The organism is Aminobacter niigataensis (genome assembly GCF_946995915.1).
GTDB lineage: Bacteria > Pseudomonadota > Alphaproteobacteria > Rhizobiales > Rhizobiaceae > Aminobacter > Aminobacter niigataensis.
This window is the reverse complement of sequence record NZ_OX341517.1, coordinates 3498353-3524352: the sequence shown is the minus strand read 5'-3', so window position 1 is coordinate 3524352 and position 26000 is coordinate 3498353. Positions and strand designations below refer to the sequence as shown.

26 protein-coding genes and 1 tRNA gene are annotated in these 26000 nt (G+C 63.4%); 13 read left to right on the top strand and 14 right to left on the bottom strand.

The features are described from left to right. Nucleotides 1-8: 8 nt before the first annotated feature. Nucleotides 9-662: a 4-carboxy-4-hydroxy-2-oxoadipate aldolase/oxaloacetate decarboxylase gene (locus tag O1Y97_RS17175; protein ID WP_318761792.1), complete on the top strand. Its 654-nt coding sequence runs from the start codon at nucleotides 9-11 to the stop codon at nucleotides 660-662. Nucleotides 663-894: 232 nt separating this feature from the next. Here the strand turns inward: O1Y97_RS17175 and O1Y97_RS17170 are convergent, their stop codons facing one another. Continuing rightward, nucleotides 895-1806 carry a fumarylacetoacetate hydrolase family protein gene (locus tag O1Y97_RS17170; protein WP_318761791.1) on the bottom strand — a complete coding sequence of 304 codons (912 nt, stop codon included), beginning with the start codon at nucleotides 1804-1806 and terminating at the stop codon, nucleotides 895-897. Nucleotides 1807-2000: 194 nt separating this feature from the next. Between O1Y97_RS17170 and O1Y97_RS17165 the strand changes: the two genes are divergently transcribed. After that, entirely contained in the window at nucleotides 2001-2750 is a 750-nt protein-coding gene (locus tag O1Y97_RS17165; RefSeq protein WP_318761790.1) for a GntR family transcriptional regulator, read from the top strand. A 36-nt stretch (nucleotides 2751-2786) separates the two neighbouring features. Here the strand turns inward: O1Y97_RS17165 and O1Y97_RS17160 are convergent, their stop codons facing one another. Further along, complete coding sequence (locus O1Y97_RS17160; RefSeq protein WP_318761789.1) at nucleotides 2787-2954, bottom strand: hypothetical protein; 168 nt, start codon at nucleotides 2952-2954, stop codon at nucleotides 2787-2789. Between the two features lie 286 nt (nucleotides 2955-3240). On the opposite strand from O1Y97_RS17160, the gene O1Y97_RS17155 reads away from it, so the two are divergent. After that, nucleotides 3241-3417 (top strand): hypothetical protein, encoded by a 177-nt coding sequence (locus O1Y97_RS17155; RefSeq protein WP_318761788.1) that lies wholly within the window; start codon nucleotides 3241-3243, stop codon nucleotides 3415-3417. Nucleotides 3418-3555: 138 nt separating this feature from the next. Here the strand turns inward: O1Y97_RS17155 and O1Y97_RS17150 are convergent, their stop codons facing one another. The 5 genes from O1Y97_RS17150 to O1Y97_RS17130 are packed head-to-tail and all read right to left on the bottom strand — an operon-like array spanning nucleotide 3556 to nucleotide 9678. Then, nucleotides 3556-4884 carry an amidohydrolase family protein gene (locus O1Y97_RS17150; protein ID WP_318761787.1) on the bottom strand — a complete coding sequence of 443 codons (1329 nt, stop codon included), beginning with the start codon at nucleotides 4882-4884 and terminating at the stop codon, nucleotides 3556-3558. Nucleotides 4885-4944: 60 nt separating this feature from the next. Further along, the gene (locus O1Y97_RS17145) at nucleotides 4945-5880 is read right to left on the bottom strand and encodes an ABC transporter permease (protein WP_318761786.1); all 936 of its coding nucleotides are present in this window, start codon (nucleotides 5878-5880) and stop codon (nucleotides 4945-4947) included. Nucleotides 5881-5889: 9 nt separating this feature from the next. Further along, nucleotides 5890-6942 (bottom strand): ABC transporter permease, encoded by a 1053-nt coding sequence (locus O1Y97_RS17140; protein ID WP_318761785.1) that lies wholly within the window; start codon nucleotides 6940-6942, stop codon nucleotides 5890-5892. Beyond that, on the bottom strand, nucleotides 6942-8531 hold the full coding sequence (locus O1Y97_RS17135; protein ID WP_318761784.1) for an ABC transporter ATP-binding protein: 1590 nt from the start codon (nucleotides 8529-8531) through the stop codon (nucleotides 6942-6944). The genes O1Y97_RS17140 and O1Y97_RS17135 overlap by 1 nt, the downstream gene beginning before the upstream one ends. Nucleotides 8532-8562: 31 nt before the next feature. Next, entirely contained in the window at nucleotides 8563-9678 is a 1116-nt protein-coding gene (locus O1Y97_RS17130) for a BMP family ABC transporter substrate-binding protein (protein WP_318761783.1), read from the bottom strand. A gap of 115 nt (nucleotides 9679-9793) precedes the next feature. Here O1Y97_RS17130 and O1Y97_RS17125 point away from each other — a divergent pair, with 115 nt between their 5' ends. Continuing rightward, nucleotides 9794-10714: a LysR family transcriptional regulator gene (locus tag O1Y97_RS17125; RefSeq protein ID WP_318761782.1), complete on the top strand. Its 921-nt coding sequence runs from the start codon at nucleotides 9794-9796 to the stop codon at nucleotides 10712-10714. 256 nt (nucleotides 10715-10970) lie between these two features. On the opposite strand, the gene O1Y97_RS17120 is transcribed toward O1Y97_RS17125, so the two are convergent. The 3 genes from O1Y97_RS17120 to O1Y97_RS17110 form a co-directional block, all read right to left on the bottom strand. Beyond that, nucleotides 10971-11045: transfer RNA gene (locus O1Y97_RS17120), tRNA-Glu, on the bottom strand. Between the two features lie 79 nt (nucleotides 11046-11124). Further along, complete coding sequence (locus O1Y97_RS17115; RefSeq protein WP_318761781.1) at nucleotides 11125-12315, bottom strand: YcbK family protein; 1191 nt, start codon at nucleotides 12313-12315, stop codon at nucleotides 11125-11127. Between the two features lie 215 nt (nucleotides 12316-12530). Then, nucleotides 12531-14360 carry a PHA/PHB synthase family protein gene (locus tag O1Y97_RS17110; protein WP_318761780.1) on the bottom strand — a complete coding sequence of 610 codons (1830 nt, stop codon included), beginning with the start codon at nucleotides 14358-14360 and terminating at the stop codon, nucleotides 12531-12533. A 99-nt stretch (nucleotides 14361-14459) separates the two neighbouring features. On the opposite strand from O1Y97_RS17110, the gene O1Y97_RS17105 reads away from it, so the two are divergent. From O1Y97_RS17105 to recJ, 5 genes are all read left to right on the top strand, one after another. After that, nucleotides 14460-14849: a hypothetical protein gene (locus O1Y97_RS17105; RefSeq protein ID WP_108608270.1), complete on the top strand. Its 390-nt coding sequence runs from the start codon at nucleotides 14460-14462 to the stop codon at nucleotides 14847-14849. 48 nt (nucleotides 14850-14897) lie between these two features. Further along, nucleotides 14898-16115, top strand: coding sequence for an LL-diaminopimelate aminotransferase (locus O1Y97_RS17100; RefSeq protein ID WP_108608269.1), 1218 nt, complete (start codon nucleotides 14898-14900; stop codon nucleotides 16113-16115). Between the two features lie 54 nt (nucleotides 16116-16169). Further along, the gene (locus O1Y97_RS17095; protein WP_108608268.1) at nucleotides 16170-17483 is read left to right on the top strand and encodes a homoserine dehydrogenase; all 1314 of its coding nucleotides are present in this window, start codon (nucleotides 16170-16172) and stop codon (nucleotides 17481-17483) included. Between the two features lie 190 nt (nucleotides 17484-17673). After that, a complete protein-coding gene (gene glpX, locus O1Y97_RS17090; protein ID WP_108608267.1) occupies nucleotides 17674-18648 on the top strand; it encodes a class II fructose-bisphosphatase in 975 nt (324 codons plus the stop codon). A gap of 56 nt (nucleotides 18649-18704) precedes the next feature. After that, nucleotides 18705-20495 carry a single-stranded-DNA-specific exonuclease RecJ gene (gene recJ / locus O1Y97_RS17085; RefSeq protein WP_318761779.1) on the top strand — a complete coding sequence of 597 codons (1791 nt, stop codon included), beginning with the start codon at nucleotides 18705-18707 and terminating at the stop codon, nucleotides 20493-20495. On the opposite strand, the gene O1Y97_RS17080 is transcribed toward recJ, so the two are convergent. From O1Y97_RS17080 to folE, 3 genes are all read right to left on the bottom strand, one after another. Next, a complete protein-coding gene (locus O1Y97_RS17080; protein ID WP_108608265.1) occupies nucleotides 20492-21463 on the bottom strand; it encodes a patatin family protein in 972 nt (323 codons plus the stop codon). The two genes, recJ and O1Y97_RS17080, sit on opposite strands and share 4 nt — an antisense overlap. Nucleotides 21464-21547: 84 nt before the next feature. Next, nucleotides 21548-22006, bottom strand: a complete 459-nt coding sequence (hisI, locus tag O1Y97_RS17075) for a phosphoribosyl-AMP cyclohydrolase (RefSeq protein WP_108608264.1) — start codon at nucleotides 22004-22006, stop codon at nucleotides 21548-21550. A 36-nt stretch (nucleotides 22007-22042) separates the two neighbouring features. Further along, on the bottom strand, nucleotides 22043-22678 hold the full coding sequence (gene folE, locus O1Y97_RS17070; protein WP_055970896.1) for a GTP cyclohydrolase I FolE: 636 nt from the start codon (nucleotides 22676-22678) through the stop codon (nucleotides 22043-22045). Between the two features lie 237 nt (nucleotides 22679-22915). Here folE and O1Y97_RS17065 point away from each other — a divergent pair, with 237 nt between their 5' ends. Further along, the gene (locus O1Y97_RS17065; RefSeq protein WP_108608263.1) at nucleotides 22916-23356 is read left to right on the top strand and encodes an iron-sulfur cluster assembly scaffold protein; all 441 of its coding nucleotides are present in this window, start codon (nucleotides 22916-22918) and stop codon (nucleotides 23354-23356) included. Here the strand turns inward: O1Y97_RS17065 and O1Y97_RS17060 are convergent. Continuing rightward, nucleotides 23353-24267 carry a LysR substrate-binding domain-containing protein gene (locus O1Y97_RS17060; protein WP_318761778.1) on the bottom strand — a complete coding sequence of 305 codons (915 nt, stop codon included), beginning with the start codon at nucleotides 24265-24267 and terminating at the stop codon, nucleotides 23353-23355. The genes O1Y97_RS17065 and O1Y97_RS17060 overlap by 4 nt on opposite strands. 94 nt (nucleotides 24268-24361) lie before the next feature. On the opposite strand from O1Y97_RS17060, the gene O1Y97_RS17055 reads away from it, so the two are divergent. The 3 genes from O1Y97_RS17055 (at nucleotide 24362) to blaOXA (ending at nucleotide 25977) form a co-directional block, all read left to right on the top strand. Next, nucleotides 24362-24526: a hypothetical protein gene (locus O1Y97_RS17055; RefSeq protein ID WP_318761777.1), complete on the top strand. Its 165-nt coding sequence runs from the start codon at nucleotides 24362-24364 to the stop codon at nucleotides 24524-24526. A 98-nt stretch (nucleotides 24527-24624) separates the two neighbouring features. Beyond that, complete coding sequence (gene yidD / locus O1Y97_RS17050; protein ID WP_318764232.1) at nucleotides 24625-24990, top strand: membrane protein insertion efficiency factor YidD; 366 nt, start codon at nucleotides 24625-24627, stop codon at nucleotides 24988-24990. Between the two features lie 201 nt (nucleotides 24991-25191). Continuing rightward, the gene (blaOXA, locus tag O1Y97_RS17045) at nucleotides 25192-25977 is read left to right on the top strand and encodes a class D beta-lactamase (protein ID WP_318764231.1); all 786 of its coding nucleotides are present in this window, start codon (nucleotides 25192-25194) and stop codon (nucleotides 25975-25977) included. The last annotated feature ends 23 nt before the right edge of the window (nucleotides 25978-26000 follow it).

Genomic DNA, 26000 nt, shown 5'->3' with positions numbered 1-26000 from the left:
GCGCGATCATGGATGCTGACTTCGAGCGGCCCGTTCCATCCCTCCTGGAAGAACTCGCCGCGTTCTCTTCGGCGACGATCCACGAGGCAAACGGGCAGCGCGGCGCGGTGTCCGGCGCCCTGAAACCGCTTGATCCGGCAATGCGCATCTGCGGCTCCGCCCTGACCGTGCATTGTCCGGCCGGCGACAACCTGATGATCCATGCTGCGATCGCCGTGGCGCGGCCCGGCGATGTGCTGGTCGTGGATCACCAGGGGACGCTTGACGATGGTCCCTTCGGCGACCTGCTTGCGGAAGCGTGCCTTGCCAGGGGTATCCGTGGCTTGGTCATCGACGGCTGCGTCCGGGACGCAACGACCATCAGGCAGATGAATTTCCCGGTTTTTGCGCGCGGCCTGTGCATCAAGGGCACGACGAAGAACAAGCCGGGCAGCATTGGCCGGCCGATCAGCCTTGCCGGAGACCCCGTCGCACCGGGAGACGCCATCCTGGGCGACGAGGACGGTCTCGTCGTCGTGCGTCGGGCAGATATCGCCGACGCGATTGCTGCGGCGCGTCAGCGCGAAGCCAAGGAGGCGGCATTGCGCGAAGCCATCAGGAACGGTGCCTGTACGCTCGATCTGCTCGACCTGAGGAACCGCCTGTCAGCGATCAAGTCCTAGGCGTCGGCGCAATCGCCGGATGCCAGGGAAGGCGAGTTACACGACACATTGCCTGTGCTCGCCCCCGCAAATTCACGCCTGCGGCCTTTGCAATCCTGCTCCATCAGACGACAAAGGTTCTTGCTTTCGACGCATCGCGATCTGCGGTCGATGCTGAGCATGCTCTTGGAGAAAAGCTGGGGACGATGATGGAAGCCGCCTCTCGACGAGGCGGCTCCGCGCATCTGGACGTTTAGACGGCGACGACCGGGCAACGCAGGCGCCCGATGCCATCGACGCCTGCTTCGACGACGTCGCCCGGCCACAGCCATTCCTTGGGCGTGCGCCCCGCGCCAACGCCTTCCGGGGTGCCGGTGGCGATGATGTCGCCGGGTTCGAGCGCGATGCCCTGGCTGATGTCAGAGATCAGGTAGGGAACCTTGAACAGCATGTGATGCGTGTTCGACTTCTGCTTGGTGACGCCGTTGACGGTGAGCCAGAGATCGAGCGCGTGCGGATCGGCGATCTCGTCGGCGGTGACGATGCAGGGGCCGAAGGGAGCGTAGGTGTCCTGGCCCTTGGAGACGATCCACTGGCCGGCGCGGCGGCAGTCGCGGGCGGACACGTCGATCATGACGCTGTAGCCGAAGACGTGGTCCAGCGCGTCTTCTTCCGAAACGCGCTTGGCGCGCTGGCCGATGACCACGGCCAGTTCCACTTCCCAGTCAAGCTGCTGGGTGAGCTTGGCATTGTGCTCGATGGCGTCGCCGGGGCCACACACCGTGGTCGGGGGCTTCGAGAAGATGACTGGCTCGTTTGGCAGGTTTGCGGCGTTTTCGAGCATGTGCGCCGATTCGGCGATGTGCTCGACATAGTTCAGGCCGATGCCGAAGATGTTCTTGCGCGGGCGCGGGATCGGGGCCAGCAGCTTGACGTTGGCGGCGTAGAAGACGGTGCCCACCGGCCAGTCATCGGTCGAATCCTCGATGATCTTGCGCGCCGTATCGAGCGCCGCCGGGCCGAGGTCGATGAATTCCAGCATGTCGTTTGGCAATTCCAGGTCGTAGTAGGCCGCAAGCGCCTGCAGGTCGACGACCAGGTCGTTGACGAGCGCGCCGAGACGCGCAGCCGCAGTCACGCTGCTGCGATAGGTAACCAAACGCATGTTTTCACCTCTGTTTGATGGCGACGAAGCGTCCGCCGACCTGGCGCCTCCGTCCCGATTTCGTTCGCCCGCAACATAGATGTCCGTCGGCGCACGTCAACAGATTTTATAAAATCTTGTACATTGCACAAAATCCGTAAGCCGGTAGATTGGCCGAGGTCTGCCATGTCCATCGTTATTCGAGACAGAGCCCCGTGCCCGAGCCAGAGTTCGCCGTCCCCGAAGGATCGCTTGCCGACCGCGCCTATCGGCTGATCCGCGACGATATTCTCAACGGCGTTTTCCCGGCCGGCGCGCCGCTGCGCCTTGCCGTGCTACGCGACCGCTATGGCCTCAGCTTTTCTCCTTTGCGGGAGGCGCTGACGCGGCTGAGCAGCGATCGGCTTGCCGAGTTGGCTTCGCTGCGCGGATTTCGCGTCGCGGGGGTGTCGCTGGACGAGATGTGGGATGTGATAGGCATCCGCATCCTGGTCGAATCGGAGGCGCTGCGGCGGGCCGTCAGCCTGGGCACCGACGACTGGGAGGCGCGGGTGGTGGCCTCGTTTCATGCTTTCGGCAAGGCCGTCGCCAGGCACGAATCGCAGCCGACGCAAGTCGACGGCGCCTTCGACCAGGCCCTGGAGGATCGGCATCAGAGCTTCCACCACGCGCTGATCTCGGCCTGCGGCTCGGCGGCGTTGCTCGACATAGCGGCGCAGCTCTACACCAGGACGGAGCGATATCGCCGGCCGGTGCTATCGGATGAGTTGCGGGCGCGGCCGCGCAATCTGATGGAAGAGCACTCGGCGCTCATGAAAGCCGCGTTGCAGCGGGACGGCGAGGGCGCGGTCAAGCTCCTTGCCGAACACTATCGCCGCACGGGAGAGCTTATCGAAGCTGGTCTGAAAGACGCCTCGACCACCGCCGCCACGGGCAAGGCAACCAGGCGCCGCGCTGCGAAGTAGAGCGCGCTGTGCTGGTTGGCCGGCCGTCAGGTGTCGTCACGGCTTGGGTGTTGCGCTGTCAGCCGCGTCGCACGAGGGTTGGCCTTTGAAATCCCGCGCCAGGCAGCCGTATTTGTCGAACGTCTGACCGGTTTGCCTTGCGGCTTTCGCCATGCCGCATGAGGAAACGGCCAGGCAGGCAAGAAGAACGACAGTGGCTTTCATGGCAGGCATCGATTCGCGCTTCCACTTGCGGACATTGCTCCGGTCAGATGCCGGAGCCTCACGGAGGTGGTTGAGACTGTAGGCGCAAGCGCACCAAGCGCCTAGCCGTGAAAGGACAACGGCAAGGTCGAGGCTGTTCATCTCGTCGTCTGTCGCGAACGGGAGCGGCGCCCGAGGGCGCTTAGCGCATCCTTAACCATGTCCGGAAGACCCGGTGGATGGGGCTTAATCGCGCCAAATGGCGCAACTACCGACGGGAGTGAAACAGCCGACTCAGGATTGCCCGATGGATGACGAACGGAAAATCACCTCCGACCGGTGGGCTCCACTGAAGTGCCTGGCAAATGTGGCGCTGCTCTTTGCGCCTATTGCCATCGGTCTTGGTGTGCTGGTGGCGCTGTCCGGCAACGGTGACCGAAACCTGGACCCCGTGGTCACGAGTACGATCAAGCACAGATACTGACGCGCCCGCTGAGCCTTCTTTCACCGAACGCGCCATTGCCGCTCGACGCAAGAGCATCGAGTGGCATCCTTTTGAATATCTTCGGACAGTCAGCGGACCGACGAAGCCTGGTACTCCAGGCTCCGCCTGCTGCACCGATTACCCCAGGCTGCGCTTGCGGAGTGCGTGTGCCTTGCTGCGGAAACTGGCTCTGATTTCAGCCTCGTCGATGCCGGCGACAATGCGGTTTTCCATCAGCAGCCGGCCGCCGACTATGGTGTGCAGCACGTCGTCGGCACGGCTCGAATAGACCAGTGCCGCAGCAGTGTCATAGACCGGCTGCGTGTGCGCCTTGTCGAGGTCGACGACGATGACATCGGCGGCCATTCCGGGCGCAAGCTTGCCGGTTTCGGGCCGATTCATTGCCTTGGCACCCTCGGAAGTTGCCATTTCCAGGATTTCTGTCGTTTTCAGGAATTCCGGGTCGGCTGTCTTGTCCTTGTGGATGAGGCCGGCGAACTTCATTTCCTGGAACATGTCGAGCGTGTTGTGGCTGGCTGGCCCGTCGGTGGCCAGGCCGACCGTGACGCCATGCTCGCGCACGCATTTGAGCGGCAGTGTGCCGGAGACCACCTTGGCGTTGCAGCAGGGGCAATGGGCGATCTTTGTATTGGTCGCCGCCAAGATCTTCACGTCGTCTTCATCGAGCTGCGTGCAGTGGGCGGCTGTCACGTCAGACTTCAGGAATTCAAGCGAATGAAGCCAGCGGACCGCCGATGTGCCGTAGGTTTCGGCGACATAGACGGTCTCCTGGGGCGCTTCGGCGAGGTGGATGTGGATCGGCACGTTGTGCGCGTCGGCGACCTCGCGCGACAGGCGGAACATTTCTGGCCCGCAGGAATAGGTGGCATGCGGCGACAGCCCGACATGCAGCAATCCGTTTTGCGACTTGTGGTGCTTGGCGACGAGATCGCCGAAGCTGTGCAGTGTCTTCCATGACCAGTCGGTGATCGATGCATAGACGCCGCGATCGGCAAATCCATAGCCAAGGGTGGCGCGAAGCGGAATCTTCTTGAGCGCCTCGATCTGCGGCTCCACGGCATAGGCATCGAAATGCTCGTTGAAGGACGTGACGCCCGACTTCACCATTTCGACGAGGCCGTTCAGGCTTGCCCAGTACAGCGTCTCGGGATCGAAATTGCGCTTGAGCTGCCACATGGTGGACAGCCATTCGAACAGCCTGACGTCCTCCAGAAGCCCGCGCAGCAGCAGGTTCGAGGCAATATGCGTGTGGCTGTCGCAGAAGCCGGGCATGACCACGCAGTTCGAGGCATCGATGACCTTCGCAGCCCCCCTGATGTCGATGGTCTCCTGCGGGCCAACAGCCAGGATCTTGCCGCCGGCGATGGTGATCGCTCCGCGCTCGATCGGCTTGGCGCCGCCCATGGGCATCACGGTGCCGTTGATGATGGCGATATCGATAGTCATGCGTATCCTCCTACGCGATCCGTTTCGCGATCCGGTTTTCAGAGTTCAGAGTTTCAGATTTCAGCGCACATCGCGGAAATAGGGCAGGCCCAGTGCCGCCGGCGCCGCCGACAATTGCCTCATGCGCTGCAGCACAATGACGGGAACGATGATGAAGCACAGCGTCCCGAGATAGGGCAGCATGCCGAGCAGGGCGGGGGCGACCGGCCAGTTGCGTGCCTGCCCCACATAGCCAAGTGCCGTGATCAGCCCGAACAGAAGCGCCGCCATCACGACATTCAGCGGCCTGTAGCGGGCAAAGATGACCAGGGCGACGGCGATCCAGCCGCGGCCAGCGACAATGCCGTCCGACCATGACGGTACAAAAGCCAGCGTGAGATAGGCACCGGCCCCCGCCGCCAGTGCCGCGCCCAGCGACACGTACCAGAAGCGCATCGCCAGGACCGGTATGCCGGCCGCGTCAGCTGCTGCGGGGTTTTCTCCAACCGCACGCATGTTGAGGCCATGACGCGTCTTGAACATCAGGTAGTGGATGGCGACGGGCAGGATGATGAAGATCAGGTAGACGAGTATATTCTGGGAGAAGAAGGCCGGTCCCAGAATTGGAATTTCGCTCAGATAGGACACGACCACCGGCTGGAAGGTCGCCTTGGCCGGCATGCCGGAAAACGCCCTGCCTGCGGTGGCGGCAAGTCCCGTCCCCATCAGGGTAAGCGCCAGTCCGCACAGCACCTGATTGGCGCGGAAGAGCACGGTCGCCACGGCAAAGATCATCCCGAAGCAGAGCCCGACCGCAAGTGCTGCGGCAAAACCGACCGACGGGTTCGGGACGCTGATGGTGACCGCGATCGCCGTTACCGCACCGAGCGCCATCAAGCCCTCGACGCCCAGGTTGACCACTCCGACGCGCTGGCAGATGACCTCGCCAAGTGCTGCCAGTGCCAGGACGCCTCCGGCAAGCACCGCCGTTGTCAGCAACCCCGTTATGATATCCATGTCGGCATCCTATGCGGTGGCTCGATCGGTGCGGACGAGGCGGTAATGCGCAAACTCGTCGCCGATGGCGGTGAACATCAATACGAGGCCGGTCAACGCCACGATTGCGCTGGTGGTAAGTCCCTGCGTCTGCAGGATGATGCCGGCGTTGAGGATGAAGGCCATCAGTGCCGCGGCGGCAAGGACGCCAAGACACGAGGTGCGTGCAAGCACCGCAACGATGATGCCGAGATAGCCGAAATTGTTGGAGATGCCGCCTTGCAGGCGATGCACGGTTCCGGCCACTTCCAGCATCCCGGCAATGCCCGCGACTGCACCCGAAAGCAGCATCACCGCTATGATGCGCCGCCGCACGGGTATGCCGGCATAGATCGCGTTCTCGGGATTGGCGCCGCTGATCCGCACCTCGTAGCCCCATCGGGTGAAGGACAGCACTGCTGCCACAAGCACCGTCAGAGCCACCGCGATTGCAAAGCCCCAATGAACCATGCCCCAGAGTTCCGGCATCTCGTAGCGAATGCGCGGCGTGGAGCCGAGCGTTCCGGCACCCTTGTCGCGCCACGGTCCGGTCGCGAAATAGTAGACGAGCAGGGTGGCCACGAAATTCAGCAACAGCGTGGTGATGAGTTCGTTGACGCCGACAAAGGCGCGGGCGAGGGTCGGGATGGCGATCCATGCCATGCCGCCGGCGACGCCCGCCAGGAACATCGCCGGCAGCATCAGCCAGGCCGGGCCGTCGACAAACAGGCCGATCGCCGCGGCTGCCAGCGCACCTGCATAGAACTGGCCTTCGGCGCCGATGTTCCATAGCCCGATGCGTCGCATGATCATGACCGCAAGGCCGGTCAGGATGAGTGGCGTCGCCAGAAGGCCAAGATCCTCCAGTCCGAAGCTCGAGCCAAACGTCGACTTGATGACCTGGCCGCCAAGGGCGAACGGATTGAGCCCGGAGACGGCGACAACGAGGCCGCCGACGATGAGGGCAAGCACGATCGCCGCGACGCGAACCGCAAGAGCAACGGAAGGCTTGGGCGAGGGGAAGCGCTGCAGACGCCAGGCCATCACGACCTCTTGCCGTTGATTGCGGGCGCAGCCGCCGTCTGCCCGCCCATCAGGAGACCGATGGTTTCCATATCGGCACTTTCGGCATCAAAAACAGACATGATCCGGCCTTCGTAGAGAACCGCGATACGGTCCGAGAGACTGAGCAATTCTTCGAGGTCTTCCGATATCAGGACGACGGCGACGCCCTGGTTTCGAAGGTCGACGAAATAGCGAAGCATCGTGTTGATCGCGCCGATATCCAGGCCACGGCTGGGGTAGGCTGCGACCAGGACTTTCCGCGCTATGCGGATCTCGCGCCGGGCGACGAGGCGCTGCTGGTTGCCACCGGAGAGGTTTCGCACCGGCATGCCAAAATCGGGAATCGCCACCTCGGCGTCTGCAGCGATCTTCCGGGCCAGTCGGTTGGCGGCCCGCGGGTCGAAGAACGGACCGCGCGACACCGCGTCGGTCTTGTATTCCCGGATCACCACATTGTCGTCGATCGAAAGCGAAGGCGCCATGCCGCTGCGCAGGCGGTCCTCCGGGATGTGGCCGATGCCAAACGCCGCGAAGGCCGCCGCATCCTGACGGCTTTCGGCCTTTCCGCCGATCAGGATCTCGCCGGAAACAAGCGGCCGGATGCCGGTGATGACCTGGCTCAGTTCGCGCTGGCCATTGCCTGCAACGCCTGCAATTCCCAGTATTTCGCCGGCCCGAATGGAGAGGTCGACATTCCGCAGCGCCGGCAGGCCGCGCTGGTCGTCGGCGCAGACATTCTTGAGTTCCAAAACGGCAGGGCGGGCATGCTGCCGAGGCTCAGTCGATCGGTCGCGGTAGTTGCCGAGGACGATTTCGCGCCCGACCATCAGCCCGGCGAGCATGCGATGGTTGCAGTCCTTGGTGTCATGCGTCCCGACCTTGCGGCCGCCGCGAAGAACCGTCACCCGGTCGGAAATCTCCAGGACTTCATGAAGCTTGTGGCTGATGAAGATGACGGCGTTGCCGGATTTGCGAAAGGCGTCGAGGGCCTTGAACAGTTCCCGTGCCTCGGCTGGAGTCAGCACGGCGGTCGGTTCGTCGAGGATCAGGACGCGCGCGTCTCGCGCCAGCACGCGCAGGATCTCGACGCGCTGCTGCTCGCCTGCCGACAAGGTGTGGATGCGGGCGTTGGGCTTGACGGCGAGATTGAATTTGTCGGCGATCGCAGCCGTTCTCGCTTCCAACTGGCTGGCCGACGCCAGCCTTGGCGTCTGCCCCCATCCGAGATGGATGTTTTCGGCCACGGTGAAGGCCTGGACCAGCTTGAAGTGCTGATGAACCATGCCGATGCCTGCTGCGATCGCATCGAGAGGGGAGCCGAAGCGAACCGGCTTTGAATTGATGGCGATCTCGCCGGCATCGGCTTGATAGATCCCGGTGAGGATGTTCATCAGGGTCGATTTGCCGGCACCATTCTCTCCGAGAAGCGCGTGGATCTCACCGGCACGGATGTCGAGGTCGACATCCGCATTGGCGACGACGCCAGGAAAATATTTGGCGATTCCGCGTAGTGATACGAGCGGCGGCGCAGTGTCGCCGCCGACAAGGCGAAGTCTCGGATCAGGCATTGCAGCGTCCATCGATCTAGGCGATCAGCACTTACGTGCCGAGCCCGGAAACGCCCTCGACCGACCAGTCCCAGTTGTAGAGCGCGAATTCGTCGAGCGTTTCGCCCGCCTTCACACGCACTGCCCCGGTCGTGTCCTTGATCTCGCCTGTAAACGGGCTCCAGCCGCCGATGATCTTCTCGCGCACTGCGTCGGCCTTGGCCGCGACGTCGGCAGGAACCGACTCACCCCAGCTATCGCGGTCGATGCCGCCGCCCAGGGGAAGCAGGGTCTGGCCACCACCCGACCAGGTGCCTTCCAGCCGCTTTCTCACCTGATCGACATAGAACGCCGTCCAGTCAGGGATGATCGAGCTGACATAGGCATTCTTGCCGTAGCGCCGCATGTCGGAGCTCCACATCGCAGCCCGCACGCCCCGCTGTTCGGCGACCTGCAGATAGGAGGCCTCGTTCATGACGCCAAAGAGGAAGTCGCAGCCATTGTCGATCAGCGCGCTTGCAGCCTGGTTGGCGCCTTGCGGATCGAACCAGGAGTTGATGCTGATGACCTGCAGGGTGGCCGCCGGATTGACCGAGCGTGCTCCCATCAGGAACGCATTGCTCGATGAGATCGCCATCGGCACCGGGAAGGAAGCGATGAAGCCGAGTTTGCCGGACTTGCTGAGCAGGCCGGCTGCCACGCCGATGACATAAGTCGGATGCCAATGGGCAGCGTAGTACCAGCCGAGATTGTCGGCCACCCGGCGGCCGTCGGCTTCCAGGAAGGCAACTTCCGGCGAGCGCTCGACCACCGATGCGAAGAAGTCGCCATAGTTCGATGTCGAAAACACCATCTGGGCGCCTTCCTGCACGAACTGCCGGAATGTGCGGCTTGCGTCGGCGGAGAACGGAATGCTTTCGACCACCAGCGTCTTGGCCTTCGGGAAGGCAGCCTGGATCGCCTTGGCCCCTTCATTCTGCTTGGTGTTCCAGCCTTCGTCCGAGACCGGGCCTGTCAAGCCAAAGGCGATGACGGCATCCTCTTCATTGATGGCTGCGAGAGGTGCCGCGCGAGCCTGGCCGATCCAGCGCGGCATGATGAGAGATGAAGAAGCAGCGGCCGAAAGGGCCAAAAACCGGCGACGAGAAAAGTTATGCTTATAGTTCATCGAATTCCCCCCGAAATCGAGGTGAAGGCTAGTTTTTCAAACCCCTCATTGACCAGCGAATATTTGCGTCAGTAGTGTATCAAAAAGTAGTACAGTCACTTTACAGGTGTCGGGAATGCCCTTGATTACGCAAGGCGCGAAGGCGCTGGAAATGGTCGCTCGATTTGGGTCGATCCGTAAGGCGGCGGAGCAGATGAATGCGACACCCTCTGCTGTCAATCGCCAGATACTTAATCTGGAACTGGAGTATGGGCAGCCGCTTTTCGAGCGCTTGCCGCGGGGTATGCGACCGACGGAGGCTGGCCGCATCCTGGTGGGGCAGGTTCGGAAATCGCAGCAGGAGATCACCGCGGCCGGCGCCGAAGTGGAAGGCCTGCGTCCCTCGCACGGCAGCAGCGTGAGCATCGGTATCATGGAGTGCCTGTCGACAGGGTTCCTGCCCAAGGCGTTTCGTGCGCTTCAGGCGCAGCATCCCGGCGTCAGCCTGCGGGCGTATGTCGATGGTACCAACATCATACTCGATAAGGTCAAATCAGGCTCGATAGACTTGGCGATCGCATTCAATACGCCTCAGGATATCGGCTTGAATATCGTCAAGACTGCCCATCTAAGGCTTGGAATAGTCGCTCACCCGTCGCACAAATTGATGCAGCGAAAACACGTTGATATCGAAGACATATTGAACGAATATTTTCTGTCGACGGATGACAGCCTGACCATTGGGCCTATGGCCGACCTGCTCATTCAGAGATTGAGATCTCCGATCCACAAAATTGCCGTTTCCAATTCCATAGCTCTATTGAAGGCAATAGTTCAGGAAGGGCTTGGAATAAGCATACTGACATTGATTGATGTCTACGAGGAAGTCGAAAGCGGAAAATTGGGCTTCGTGCCGCTCTCCGGCCCGAGGATGTCGGTGGCGCTGTCTCTCTCTTCGCGCGACGTGAACGCGCTGACCGATACCGGCAAGGCCATTGCCGGCATCATCGCCAGTTCATTGGACGAAGTCCAAGCACTGTCGCTCAACAACGCCTGAACCGCATGCGGCGCACGCTCACTGTCGCCGGCCGGTGAGGCTGCCGCACTTTCGTTGAGGCTTGGTCGTGATTGCGAGCTTGCCGCTGTCTCGGCAGTCTACCTCTGGCTGGCGGTCGTGGCACCGCAAGCGAGCCAATTTCACATTGAAACCGCAAGACGAACGGTCAAGGGCTGGCGGCCGTCGATTCCAACAAATTCTTGTTTGATCCTTGCCTGACGGCTTGGCTCACATCCTGCTAAGTGGTTGGAAAACCTGGTACGCCCAAGGGGAATCGAACCCCTGTTACCGCCGTGAAAGGGCGGTGTCCTAACCGCTAGACGATGGGCGCGCTCAGGTGAGGCGGTGTATAGTTGGCTTGTTCGCGACAGGCAACCCGTCTTTTTGCTGCGTCGCGAAATTTTTTTGGCTTATCCACGGCGGCGGCCGCAGCGCCAGTTCCATTCGCGTTCCGGTCCGACATCGATGTGCACGGAATTGGTGTGGCAGTAGGTGCCGACGCCGCCGCGACCGGGCATCGCCCGCAGGAAAGTGGCCAGTTCCCACTTGCCGACGCCTGGGATCTGGATGTCGGCGGCAGCGCAATACATGTGCTGCGAGTTCTTGGCGCCGCGTGCGCGGCGATTGCGCTCGGCGTTGCGGTAGCCAGACGTCACAATCATCTTCTTGCCGTAGTGCTGCTCGGCCGCCTTGAGGATGCGCACAAGCGACGGCTTCAGACAGGCGACGTCGACGCTCTCGGTCTGCTTGAGCAATCCGTTGGGAGCAAGACGCGCCATGCCGGCGGCGGATGCCACTTCCAGGCCGGGGTCCTCGTCCTCGTGCAGGTCGACGTCGCTGTCGTCGTCGATGCCCGACTTGCGCTTGATCTCGAATAGGTCGGTCTGGCGCACGCCGGGCAGCGCCCAGTTCGAATCGCCGCCGCCACCGAGCGAGGCCAGTTCGACCGGCTTGGCATCCGACTTTGCCAAGGCAAGCGTGATGATCGGCTTGGCCTTGGCTTCCACGGGTTCCGGCGACGGAGCGGTGGCGGCCGTCGCGATCAACGGCTTTGCCTTTTGCTCGGCCGGCGCGGCCTTCGCCGGCGAAGAGCCAAAGAGGGAGGCAAGGAAGCCCTTCTTCTTGGGCTGCTCGGCCTGCTGGGGGGCAGGGCCGTTGGTCAGATAGAAGCCGGTGTCTTGTTGCGCCGGCGGCTTGGCGGCATGGGCTTCGGCAGCTTGAACCGGCTGTTGCTCGGTCGCCGGTTGCTGGGCGGCCGCCGCTGCCGCGACGGGCGCCTGCGCAGCTTCTTCGCTGGCAAGGGCAGCTTCGGCCGGCGTTTCTCCGCCTGGCTTGGCAAGGGGAACATAACCGACCTGGTCGGGCAGGGCGGCGTTGCCCTCGGCGTTCATGGCCAGATTGGCGGTGGCGGGCGCCGTACCAGGCGTCGCGGCCGCGTCGGTCCCGGCAGCCTGGCCGGTTGCATCAGCGGTGAGTGCGGGGTTTGCGAGCTCGAGATTGGGCTCGCCCGTCGAGGAGCAGGATACGGCCAGCAGCGAAACCAGGACGGTCAGCGCAACGCCGCATCGCCGGTCTGCGAATCGCAGTCGTCCTGACCTCAAGCTGGTCCCCTCTCATGCACTGCAGGCCAAAGATCACGTTTGGCGATGAAAATCGTACGTTTACGCAACCACGTTTCTGAACAAGAAACGGCACCCGATCACTTGCAATGATCTCCCCAGTGTCGGGCTATGCGCCAATTAAGGCGAGATCATGATAGGCGCCATGTTCTCGCCCCCTTTGCTAAGGGCGTCAACTCACCACGCATTACAGCAGGTTACACGCGGACCTTCACATAGCTGCCGGGCGCGTCTTCCAGCACCGGGCCGCTTATCCCGGGCTTGCGGGGGTCGACGCGCCTGTCGTCCTTGGCCTCGATCCAGCGGTGCCAGTGCGGCCACCACGAGCCGGGCGTCTCGGTGGCGCCCTTGAGCCATGTGTCGAAGTCGCCCGTTGGCTTGCCGCTCGACCAGAATTGATACTTGCCGGCGGCCGGGGGATTGACCACGCCGGCGATGTGACCCGAGCCGCCGACGACATAGTCGACATCGCCGCCGAAATACTGGCAACCGAGGAAGACCGAGCGGGCAGGGGCGATGTGATCCTCGCGGGCCGCCAGATTGTAGACGGGAATGGTGATGTCGGCGAGCGAGATGGTTCGGCCGGCAAGCTCCATCCGGCCCTGCGACAGGTTGTTCTCGAGATAGCAGTTGCGCAGGTAGAAGGAGTGGTTGGCTGCCGCCATGCGCGTCGAATCCGCGTTCCAGTAGAGCAGGTCGAACGGCAGCGGGTCCTTGCCGCGCATGTAGTTGTTGACGACGTAGGGCCAGATAAGGTCGCCGGAACGCAGCATGTTGAAGGCGGTCGCCATCTTGGTGCCGTCGAGAAAACCCTTGTCCTTCATCGCGCGTTCGAGAGCGGCGATCTGGTCTTCGTCGACGAAGACCTTGAGGTCGCCGGCGTAGGTGAAATCGACCTGCGTCGTGAAGAAGGTGACCGAGCGGATGCGGTGGTCGCCCTCCTGCGCCAGAAGCGCCAGGGCCGCGGCCAGCAGCGTGCCGCCGACGCAATAGCCGATGGCGTTGACCTCGCGCTCGCCGGTCGCCTGCTCGACCGTGTCGAGGCCGTATTGCAGCCCCTCGCGGATATAGGCCTCCCAGTCCTTCAGGCCGTGGCGCTGGTCGGGATTGATCCAGGAGATGACGAAGACGGTGTGGCCCTGCTCGACGGCCCAGCGGATGAAGGATTTCTGCGGGTTGAGATCGAGGATGTAGAATTTGTTGATCCAGGGCGGGCAGATCAGCAGCGGACGCTTCAGCACCTTGTCGGTTGTCGGCGCATACTGGATGATTTCGGCGACGTCGCTGCGGCCGACCACCTTGCCCGGTGTGGTGGCGATGTTCTTGCCGATCTCGAAGCCGGAATAGTCGGCCTGCCTGAGCTTGAGGTCGCCCTTGCCGGCCACGATGTCCTCGGCGAACATCTTCATGCCGCGCACCAGGTTTTCGCCGTTGCTGGCGACCGTCTCGCGGAACAGTTCCGGATTGGTGAGGATGAAATTGGACGGCGAAATCGCGTTGGCGACCTGCTTCACATAGAAGCCGGCCTTGTGGCGGGTGTGCTCGTCGAGGCCGTCGGCGTGGTCGACAAGGTCGCCTGCCCAGCGGGTGGTGACCAGATAGGCTTGCTTGAGGAAGTCGAAGAAGGCATTGCGGCCCCATTCGGGGTCGAGGAAGCGCTTGTCGGTGCGCTCCGGCTTGACCGCGTCCTCGACCTCGTCGCCGCCCATGCGCTGGACCGACTTGCTCCAGACATCGAGATAGCCGGAGAACAGCCTGGTCTGCGCCTCGAGCGCGCGTTGCGGGTCCGACAGCCAGTATTCGGTGAGCTTGGAGAAGGTCTTGACCATGTCGGTCATTGGCTCGGCGACGGTGTCGCGCAGTTCGCCCTTCTCGCGCGGCTCGGCCCAGGCGGACGCGGCCTTGCCGGCCTGTTCGATCATGCGGGCCATGTTGAGCGCGAAGCGCTCGGGATCTTTGACGAGGTATTGCTCGACGGAGGAGGGGGAATCGCCACTCGGCTTGTCCGAATCGTCTACCTTCGCCATGGTCTTTCGAGGTCCTCCCAAAGGGCCTTTTGTTGACATACTATCATGCGACGTCTTACCGGGTCCAACGCGCTCTACCGCGCCTGTCGGGGAAACTTTATGACACATCGTGTTGGTCGGCATATTTTTTTCTGCGCCCGCCTGGTCGTATCGGCGGGATTGCTGGCCTTGCCCGTGGTCGCCAGCGGCTGCACCAGCACGACGAGCGCCGACACTGGTCCCGCCCTTGCAGGTGGTCGCGGTGCGCAGGACACCGGCACTTATCCTAATCTCAACATCCGGCCGACGGCCGCGGCACCCCAGTTCACCGAGGAGCAGAAGGCGGCAAAACTCGCCCAACTTCACGCCGCGCAGCGGCGGCAAGGTGCCAAGGCCGGTGCCGGCAGCGGCAATTCGGCGGCGATGACCACGCTTGCCCGAAAGCACGGCGACGACACGCTGAAGGCCATCGAAGGCAAGTGCGAGACTATCGACCCCGCCTGCAATTGAGTGTATATCGCGCACGCATCGCCGAGCCCCCGTTTACCTGGAACTGACATGGAAGAATTTCACAAGGTCCGCCGCCTTCCGCCTTATGTCTTCGAGCAGGTCAACCGGCTGAAGGCCAGCGCCCGATCGCGCGGCGCCGACATCATCGACCTTGGCATGGGCAATCCCGACCTGCCGACGCCGACCGCGATCGTCGACAAGCTGTGCGAAGTGGTCCGCGACCCGCGCACCCATCGCTACTCTTCGTCGCGCGGCATTCCCGGCCTGCGCCGTGCCCAGGCCAATTATTACGCCCGCCGTTTCGGCGTGAAGCTGAACCCCGACACGCAGGTCGTGGCGACGCTCGGCTCGAAGGAAGGCTTCGCCAACATGGCGCAGGCGATCACGGCCCCCGGCGACGTGGTCCTGTGCCCGGATCCGACCTATCCGATCCACGCCTTCGGCTTCATCATGTCGGGCGGCGTCATTCGTTCACTGCAGGCGAAGCCCGATGACGGCTTTATCCCGGCGCTAGAGCGCGGCGTGCGCCACTCGATCCCCAAGCCGCTGGCGCTGATCCTCAATTATCCTTCGAACCCGACGGCACAGGTCGCGACGCTCGATTTCTACAAGGACGTGGTCGCCTTCGCCAAGAAGAACGACATCATCATCCTGTCGGACCTCGCCTATTCCGAGATCTATTTCGACGGCAATCCGCCGCCTTCAGTGCTTGAGGTGCCGGGCGCGATCGACGTCACGGTCGAATTCACCTCGATGTCGAAGACCTTCTCGATGCCGGGCTGGCGCATGGGCTTTGCCGTCGGCAACGAGCGCTTGATCGCGGCGCTGACGCGCGTGAAGTCCTATCTCGATTATGGTGCGTTCACGCCCATCCAGGTGGCGGCGACCGCGGCCCTTAATGGCGACGGCACCGACATTGCCGAGGTGCGTGAGGTCTACCACAAGCGCCGCGACGTCATGGTCGATTCTTTCGCGCGCGCCGGCTGGGAAATCCCGGCGCCGGCAGCGACGATGTTTGCCTGGGCGCCGATCCCCGAGCCGTTCAAGCATCTCGGTTCGCTAGAGTTCTCCAAGCTGCTCATCGAGCACGCCGACGTGGCCGTGGCTCCGGGCGTCGGTTTCGGCGAGCACGGCGACGATTATGTCCGTCTTGCGCTGGTCGAAAACGAACACCGCATCCGCCAGGCGGCACGAAGCATCAAGCGCTTCCTGCAAACCACCGCCAAGCATCCAAACAACGTGGTTCCGCTCGCAGCCCATCGCTGAGCGGCGCCACGAACAACATTCCCAGAACGACTGAAGTAAGAGGCGCCGTCGACCATGGCTGAAGCATTGCGTGTTGGAATTGCCGGTCTCGGCACGGTCGGTGCTTCGGTGGCGCGCGTGCTGCGCGACAAGGCGGCCGAGCTCACCCGCCAGTGCGGCCGCGAAATCGTCGTCACCGCTGTCTCCGCGCGTGACCGTTCGCGCGATCGTGGCGTCGACCTGAGTGGCGCCAAGTGGTTCGACGATCCGATCGAACTGGCCGAAAAGGCCGACATCGACGTCTTTGTCGAACTGATCGGCGGCGACGAAGGTGCGGCGCGTTCCTGCGTGTCTGCCGCGCTCGCCGCTGGCCGTCACGTCGTGACGGCCAACAAGGCGCTGCTCGCCAAGCATGGCGTGGCGCTCGCCGAGGTCGCCGAAAAGAAGGGCGTTCTGCTCAACTACGAGGCGGCGGTAGCCGGCGGCATCCCGGTCATCAAGACGATGCGCGAGGCGATGGCCGGCAACAGCGTCAACCGCGTGTTCGGCATCCTGAACGGCACCTGCAACTACATCCTGACCCGCATGGAAGCGGAAGGGCTGACCTTCGAGGCGTGCCTCAAGGACGCGCAGCGTCTGGGCTATGCCGAAGCCGACCCGACCTTCGACATCGAGGGCAACGACACGGCGCACAAGCTGGCAATCCTGACCAGCCTGGCTTTCGGCACCCGGATTGCCTCCGACGACATCTATCTCGAGGGCATCTCGAACATCACCCAGGCAGACATTCGCGCCGCAGGCGAACTCGGCTACCGCATCAAGCTGCTTGGCGTTGCCCAGCGCACCGAAAGCGGCATCGAGCAGCGCGTGCACCCGACCATGGTGCCGACGGCTTCGGTCATCGCCCAGGTGCATGGCGTGACCAATGCGGTTGCCATCGAGACCGATATTCTGGGCGAACTGCTGCTTTCCGGCCCCGGCGCCGGCGGCAATGCCACGGCTTCAGCGGTCGTTGGCGACATCGCCGACATTGCCAAGAGCCGCCCCGGCTTCCAGCACGGCCCGGTCTTCGGCCGGCCGGCCAAGGAACTGCGTCCCTACAAGAAGGCGCAGATGCGCAGCCACGCCGGCGGTTATTTCATCCGCCTGACCGTGCACGACCGCACAGGCGTCTTCGCGGCGATCGCCAAGCGCATGGCCGACAACGACATCTCGCTGGAATCGATCGTCCAGCACGCCAACGGTTCCGATGGCGTATCGGAGAAAACCGTCATCCTGGTGACCCACGAGACCACCGAAGCGGCCGTGCGCAAGGCCGTCGACGGCGTGACCAAGGACGGTCACCTGACAGACAAGCCGCAGGTCATCCGCATCGAGCGCGCCGGCTGAGGCTAGCGACGCGGGCGAGGGCGGAAATGCGCCTTCGCCGGGGCAGTCAAGCCTCAACTCCCTTTCAATCGATTGATATTGTTTCGCTTTCGATAAAGCGGGCTACAGGTCTTGCCGTTGTCACAAGGGTTTGACAATAAGAGCCGGCCCGGTTCGGGCGCTCCGAATTCATCGACTCCAGGACCCTGATATGGCGAAAAGCGTTGTTGCCGGCCTCGACCGGATACTCACCATGGAACTCGTGCGCGTCACCGAACGCGCGGCTGTCGCTGCCGCCCGGCTGCGCGGACGCGGCGACGAGAAGGCTGCCGACCAGGTGGCCGTCGACGCCATGCGACAGGAATTGAACCGCCTCGCCATCGATGGCACCGTCGTCATCGGCGAGGGCGAGCGCGACGAAGCGCCGATGCTCTATATCGGCGAGGAAGTCGGCGCTGGTGGCCCCGAGGTCGACATCGCGCTCGACCCTCTCGAAGGCACCACCATCTGCGCCAAGAACCTGCCCAACGCGCTGGCGGTCATCGCCATTGCTGAAAAGGGCAGCCTGCTGTTTGCGCCCGACGTCTATATGGACAAGATCGCGGTCGGCCCGGGCTACCCCGATGGCGTCATCGACATCGATGCGTCGCCGGCAGAAAACATTGCCAGCGTCGCCAAGGCCAAGGGCGTGCCGGTCGGAGAGATCACCGCTTGCATCCTCGACCGTCCGCGCCATGCCAAGCTGATCGATGCCGTGCGCGCCACCGGTGCCGCCATTCGCCTGATCGGCGACGGCGACGTTGCCGGCGTCATCCACACCACCGACCCGGAAGAAACCGGCATCGACATCTATCTCGGCACCGGCGGCGCGCCCGAGGGCGTGCTGGCAGCCGCAGCATTGCGCTGCACTGGTGGCCAGATGCAGGGCAGACTGCTGCTCGACAGCCCGGAGAAGATCGCCCGTGCCGCCACCATGGGCATTGAAGACCCCAAAAAGGTCTACCGGATCGAGGAAATGGCGCGCGGCGACGTGCTGTTTGCGGCAACCGGCGTCACCGACGGCAACCTGCTTGCCGGCGTGAAGTTCGGACGCGATTCGATCACCACGCACACCATCGTGCTGCGCTCCTCGTCCAAGACTGTTCGTGAAATCAAGGCGCGCCATCAGGATCTGGAAAAATTCTGATTACGCGCTTGTCGCGGTCGCCTATGGTCGATCCGAAGCGGGTGGACCTCCTCTGAATGGCGACTGAAAAGCGCAATTTCCTCGGCGTACGGCGTTCGGCCACCGGTGTTTCATGGGAGCACCGGCTGACCGAACGCCAGGATATGCTGGCGCTTGCCATCGCACAGGGCCATGGTGTGCCCGACATCGTCGCTCGCGTGCTGGCCGGGCGCGGTGTGCTGCCGGAGGATGCGGAACGCTTCCTCGACCCCACCATCCGCGACCTGTTGCCGGATCCGGCGACGCTAACCGACATGAACAAGGCCGCCGGCCGCATTGCCGATGCGGTGCTGCGGGGCGAGCGCGTCGCCATCTTCGGCGACTATGATGTCGATGGCGCCTGCTCGTCGGCGCTGATGAAACGTTTTCTCGGCCACTTCGGCGTCGAGGCCGAAATCTACATTCCCGACAGGATCTTTGAAGGCTACGGCCCCAACCCTGATGCGATGCGCGAGTTGATCGGCCGTGGCGCTGGCCTGATCGTCACGGTGGACTGCGGCACCAACAGCGCGGCATCGATCGACGCGGCCAACGAGGCCGGTGCCGATGTCGTCGTGCTCGACCACCATCAGGTCGGCGGTGCGTTGCCGAACGCGGTTGCCGTGGTCAATCCGAACCGCGACGACGATCTTTCCGGCCAGGGCCATCTCTGCGCCGCCGGCGTCACCTTCCTGACGCTGGTGCAGACCGCCAAGGTGCTGCGCGAACGGCTGCCTGACGCGCCGCGGCCCGATCTTCTCAAGCTGCTCGACCTCGTGGCTCTCGCGACCGTGGCCGACGTGGTGCCGCTGACCGGCGTCAACAGGGCGTTCGTCGTCAAGGGCCTGCAGGCGATGCGCCAGCAGAACAATCCCGGTCTCACCGCGCTCGCCCGCGTCGCCCGCATCGGCGAGCCGCTCAACACCTTCCACCTGTCGTTCCTGCTCGGTCCGCGCATCAATGCCGGTGGGCGCATCGGCGACGCGGCGCTCGGCAGCAAGCTGCTGGCGACCGACGATCCGGTCGAGGCAGGCACGATCGCCGAAACGCTCGATCGCCTGAACCAGGAGCGGCAGGCGATGGAGACGGTAATGCTGGCCGAGGCGCGCGCCGAGGCCGATGCGGAGATCGGTGCCGGGCCTGGACCAGCGGTGCTGGTGACGGCCAACAGCACCTGGCATCCCGGCATTGTCGGGTTGCTGGCGTCGCGGCTCAAGGACCATGCCCGTCGCCCGGCTTTCGCCATCGCCTTCAACGGCAATGGTGTCGGCACCGGCTCAGGGCGGTCCGTCTCGGGCTTCGATCTCGGTCGTCTGGTTCGGGAGGCCGTCGAGGCTGGGCTGCTGGTCAAGGGTGGCGGTCATGCCATGGCGGCCGGCATCACCGTCGAGCGCGCCAAGCTCGGTGAGGTGCGCGCCTTCTTCGAGGCACGCGCGGCCGCAGACGTGTTCCGCCTGCAGGACGAGGAAAGCCTGCTTGTCGACGGCGCGCTCGCCGCCGAAGGTGCGACGCTGGCACTCGTCGAGTCATTGGAGAAGGCGGGTCCGTTCGGACAGGGCCACGTAGCCCCAACCTTCGTCCTGCCGAGGCACAAGCTGGCCGATGTCAGGGTGATCGGCACAGGCCACGTGCGCATCGACCTCAGGTCTGAAAGTGGCGGCCGCATCCAGGGCATCTCGTTCCGGTCCGCCGAAGCGCCGCTCGGCGAGTTCCTGCTGAGGAACAGCGGGCGCACGGTCCATGTCGCCGGGTCGCTGTCGGTCAATCACTGGAATGGCAACCGCACGGTCCAACTGCGCGTCATCGACGCGTCGCTTGCCGGGCCTTAGCCCAGGACGGCCTGCAGCCTGACGATCTCGTCCATCTGTGCCTTGGTGGCCTCGTAGCCGAGCCGGATCGCTTCGTCGGCGCGATGGAACTCCGACAGGCCGATGTGGCCGAGCTTGGGCTGCAGCGACAGGTCGGGCGGGTCGCCGGCAAGCCGTGCCCGCGAGATGCGGTCCTGGATGATGTTGAAGGCCTCGACCATTACCCCGCTGATGCCCAGCCGCGATTCACGCGCGCTGCGGTTGGCGTCGTACTGGTCGGCCGGCTTGGCGTCGCGCTCGACCATCAATTCGCCGGCGCTGTGCTTGATGACGGCCGCGCGGCCGAACAGGTCATAGTGCAGATTGACGGCAACGACGAGCGGCTGCTCGTTGGCACGGCAGACCGAGACCGGCACCGGATTGACCAGCGCTCCGTCTACCAGGACGCGGCCATTGCAGGTCACCGGCTCGAAAACACCGGGCAGGGCATAGGACGCGCGCATCGCCTTGATCAGCGAACCGCTCGACAGCCAGATCTCGTGGCCGGTGCGGATTTCGGCGGCAACGCAGACGAATGGCTTCGGCAGGTCCTCGAAGGTGACGCCCGCCATGTGCTGCTGCATGCGCGAGTCCAGCTTCATGCCGCCGAACAGGCCATTGCCGACGATCTGCAGGTCGAACAGGCCGAAGATGCGGCGCTTGGTCAGGCTTCGGGCGAACTCCTCGAGCTGGTCGAGTTTGCCGGCGAGATAGCAGCCGCCGACCAGTGCGCCGATCGAGGTGCCGGCGATCATGTTGATGCGGATGCCTGCCTCGTCAAGTGCACGCAGGACGCCGATATGTGCCCAGCCACGCGCGGCACCGCCGCCGAGCGCGAGGGAGATTCCGGTTTCTTTGGCTAGCTTCGGATCGTCGGCGCCCGTGCCCGAGGAAAAGCCGTTTGCTTCCCGGACGTTCTGACGCGCATGGAACGACGCCCATTCGAGCATCACGATCTCCCTTGTCCCGCGTACAGAGTACACTGGACACGTATTAAAATCGTGAATCTTTGTGTTGCAGGACGGGAAGCCGGTTCACGATTTCTTGCGGTAGGTCTCGTCTGCATCGAACAGCGGGGCGCTGCCGTCCGCGCTAAGCGTCGCGAAGCCGTCTTTTTGCCCCACCGTCCGATAGAAACAGGAACGCCTGCCGGTGTGACAGGTTGCGTCGTGGCCGGAAACTTTTACGCGCAGCCAGACCGCGTCCTGATCGCAGTCGGTCCGCATCTCCTCGATGTGCTGGAAATTGCCCGAGGTCTCGCCCTTCTTCCAGAGCGAGCCGCGGGACCGCGACCAGTAGTGCGCTATGCCGGTCTCGATCGAAAGCGCCAACGCCTCGGCATTCATATGCGCGACCATCAGCAGCATGCCGTCGGTGGCATCGGTGACGACGGCGGTGACCAAGCCGTTCGCGTCGAAACGCGGCGTGAACACCTCGCCTTCTTCGAGCGCGCGCTTGTCGCTGGTAGCTTCGGAGAATTTCAGAGCAGACATCGCCGGATCCTGGGTTTCGGGAACCGGCGAGGGGGATTAGAGCCCGCCGGCTCGTATCATGGTGACAAATCGGACCTGTTCTTCGGGGGTGTCCCGGAAAACGCCGGTGAAGGTCGAGGTCAGGGTCGACGACCCTTGCTTGCGGATGCCGCGCATGGCCATGCACATGTGCTCGGCCTCGATCATCACGGCGACGCCGCGCGGATTTAGCACGTCCTGGATGACACCGGCAATCTGCGCCGTCATCGCTTCCTGGGTCTGCAGCCGGTGGGCGAAGATGTCGACCACGCGGGCGATCTTGGACAGGCCGACGACCTTGCCGTCCGGCAAATAGCCGACATGGGCCTTGCCGATGATCGGCACCATGTGGTGCTCGCAATGCGAATGGAATTTAATATCGCGGACGATGACGAGGTCGTCATATCCGGCCACTTCCTCGAAAGTGCGGCCGAGTTCTTCGGCCGGGCACATGTCATAGCCGTTGAACATCTCACGGAAAGCCTTGGTCACGCGCTTGGGCGTGTCGATAAGGCCTTCGCGCGCCGGATTGTCGCCAGTCCAACGCAAAAGAACACTCACTGCAGCCTCGACCTCGGCCTCTGTCGGCCGGTCGGTTGCAGGCTTCTCCATATAGGCTGATTGCGGCATCAGCTTCTTGGCAACGGCATCCATATCAGGCGTCTCCAGTAGTCCCTGTCTGAGCAGGGACGAGTTGAACGGACACAGCCACTTCAGGGACCACCGATTGAGTGCCGTACCTAAAGCTGCTCATTTTCGCCCTTCCTCCCGATGTCAGTCCTGTTGCCTTGCCGGGAAGCGAGCGCCACCATTATATATAGGTGGAGACGACGATTGAAAGATGCGACAGCGACAAGAGTTGCTCATAACACGCACTCAGAGTGAAAAAAGTTGATTGACGACATCTACAACACGAAAATCCTTGGCTTTGCCGGAAATATCGGCCGGCTTGGACGCCTCGATCATCCTGATGCGTCGGCCACCGCGCATTCCAAGCTGTGTGGCTCGACCGTCACCATTGATCTCAAGATGGAAAACGGCGTCGTCACCGACTTCGCCCATGAAGTGAAGGCCTGTGCGCTGGGCCAGGCGTCGTCGTCGATCATGGCCGAGCACGTCGTTGGCGCCAGCGCCGTCGAGCTTCGCGCCGTGCGCGAGGCTATGCTGCGCATGCTCAAGGAGGGCGGCACGCCGCCCGAGGGCCGCTTCGACGACCTCAAATACCTGGAGCCGGTGCGCGACTACAAGGCGCGCCATGCCTCGACCATGCTGACCTTCGACGCCGTGGTAGATGCCATCGGCCAGATCGAGCGCAAGCAGGCCGCGGCCTAGCATTTCTCCAGATAGCGCCGGCATTCTTCGAACTCTGCCCTGATCCAGTCGGCAAAGGCTTCCGCAGGCTCCGACAGCTTGCGCAGGCTTTTGGCAACCAGCCAGTAGGCGCCGCAGACCACGTTGGTTTCGAACGGCTTGATCAGCGCTCCCGTCGCCAGTTCCTCGCGCACCAGCAAGAGATCGCCAAGCGCAACCCCGTGACCGAGCATCGCCGCCTGTTTCGACAGTGCGGCGTCAGCCAACAACGGGCCACGCGCGGCAGCCGCATCTTCTACAGCGCCGGCGGCTTCGAACCAACGCGCCCAGCCCTGGCGGTTTTCCTCATGCAGGAGCGTGTAGCGCCGGAGATCTGCCGGGCACGCCAGGGCAGGGCCCGAGGCAAGCAGGGCAGGCGACACGACCGGCGAATCGATGACCGGTGCCAGGCGTTCGGCCTCGCTGCGCGGCCACGACGTGCTGTGCGCGCTGAAGCGCAATGCAAGCTCTGCTTGGTCGCTGCGGAAATCGATCAGGCGCGGGTCCACGTCGAGCGAAACGTCGATGTCCGGACGCAACAGGCGAAACCGGTTGAGCCGAGGCACCAGCCAGGCGGCGGCGAGCGACGGCTCGACACTGACGCTGACCACGGACTGCGCGGGCTTTGAAGCCAGCTCCGACAGTCGCTTGTCGATGTCGTCGAAGCTCTTGATCAATTGCCCAAGCAGCTTCTGTCCGGCGTCCGTAAGCTCGACACGTCGATGGTAGCGCACGAACAGCGGCTGCTGCAGGAATGTTTCGAGTTCGCGTATCTGGCGGCTGATGGCGGCCTGGGTGACAAAAAGCTCTTCCGCCGCGCGGCTGAAACTCAGGTGCCGCCCGGCTGCTTCGAAACTCCTGAGTGCTGTCAGCGGCAACCGCCCGCGCTTCATTCGCATAATCTCAAGTTATCCATGGTGGACGTTATACTCGTTTGAAGGAAACGACCAGAGGCGGTCAAATCCTCCCCATCAAGGAGGCAAGACCATGCCGATGCTCTTCAACGCCTATGCGGAGATGTTCCGCATCGCGACTTTCCAGGCCGACCATTCGCCTCGCTTCGCAGGACGCTGCGGCGCCGGGCGGCAACAGCTTGAGGCCCCGCAGCATCGGTGCCCCCACCGACCGGCGAAACTCAGCTGGCTTGCGTGACACGGCGCCGCAACTGCGCCGTCCTATGCGCCGGACATTGCGTCTGCATGTCGGAATTGACATCTATGGCGGATGAACAGTTCAGAGCGATGCTGGCGATGAGCCGCGGACACGACCATAGCCATGGCGAACCGGCGGCGCGGGGCCGCAATTGGCCCGGCCCCTGGCGCAAGACGCCGGGTCGTGTGCTCGGCACGTCGCTCGTTCGGCTCTATCAGCTGACGCTTTCGGGCTTTATCGGCAATGCGTGCCGGCACATGCCGACCTGCTCGGAATACGCACACGAGGCGATTGCCCGCCATGGCCTGTGGGCCGGCGGCTGGATGGGCCTTTTCAGGGTGTCGCGCTGCGGGCCGTGGGGCACTCATGGGATCGATCGTGTGCCGGAACAGCTGGCGTCGCGCTATCGCTGGTTCACACCCTGGCGCTACTGGAAGATCGGCAGCAAGGCGACCGATGCCTGACATTCTGTCGGCTGCCGGAACCGTTAATCGGTTGGCTGCGTGATTTACCGTTTGGTCAGCCTATCGGAAACAATCCCAGGTTAAGTCATATTCGAACCAAGCGCTCACCCTAGGTGTCGGCGGCCAACGACAGAGGTGTCACACGTGTTCGCTTCAATTCGTCACTATGCCATCGGCGCAAGCACTGCGCTTCTTGTCTCGCTGCCTCTGGTGCCGGCGTCTTCGGCGGCCGAAACGACGGCCCTCAAACCATTTCTTGAATGCACGCTCATCGTCGATGCCGGCAGCGGCGCGAAGCTGCGTCGCGACGGCGCCTGCGATCGCCGGGTGAGCCCGGCATCCACTTTCAAGGTGCCGTTGGCCCTGATGGGCTATGATTCGGGCATTCTCGCCGACGAGCATTCGCCGCGCTGGGACTACAAGCCTGAGTTCAACGCGGTGAAGCGCGACCACAAGCCGGTCGACCCGACGATCTGGGAGAAGGACTCCGTGCTGTGGTTCTCCCAGGAGATCACGCGCAAGCTCGGCGGCAAACGATTTGCCGGCTATGTCGGTGGCTTTGCCTATGGCAACGGCGACCTATCGGGCAATCCCGGCAAGGAGGACGGGCTTACCCGCAGCTGGCTGAGTTCCTCGCTGAAGATCTCGCCGGACGAGCAGGTCGGCTTCATCGGTCGCATGCTTGACCGCAGCCTGCCGGTCTCCGCGCGAGCGGCCGATCTCACGGCGGCGGTGTTGCCGCCATTCCAGGCCGGCGAATGGCAGGTCAAGGGCAAGACTGGCACCGGCTGGCTGACCGGAAAGTCGGGCAAGATTGACCGCAACAAGCCCTTCGGCTGGTTTGTCGGCTGGGCCGACAAGGGCGAGCGCCGCATCGTGTTCGCCCGGCTGCTGGTTAATGACGGCAAGAGTCCGGTGTTTCTCGGCCCCAAGGGACGCGACATCTTCCTGGCAAGCCTTCCTGACCTGATGAAGTCGGCCAAGTAGCGGGCTCCGCCGCCGTTGGCGGG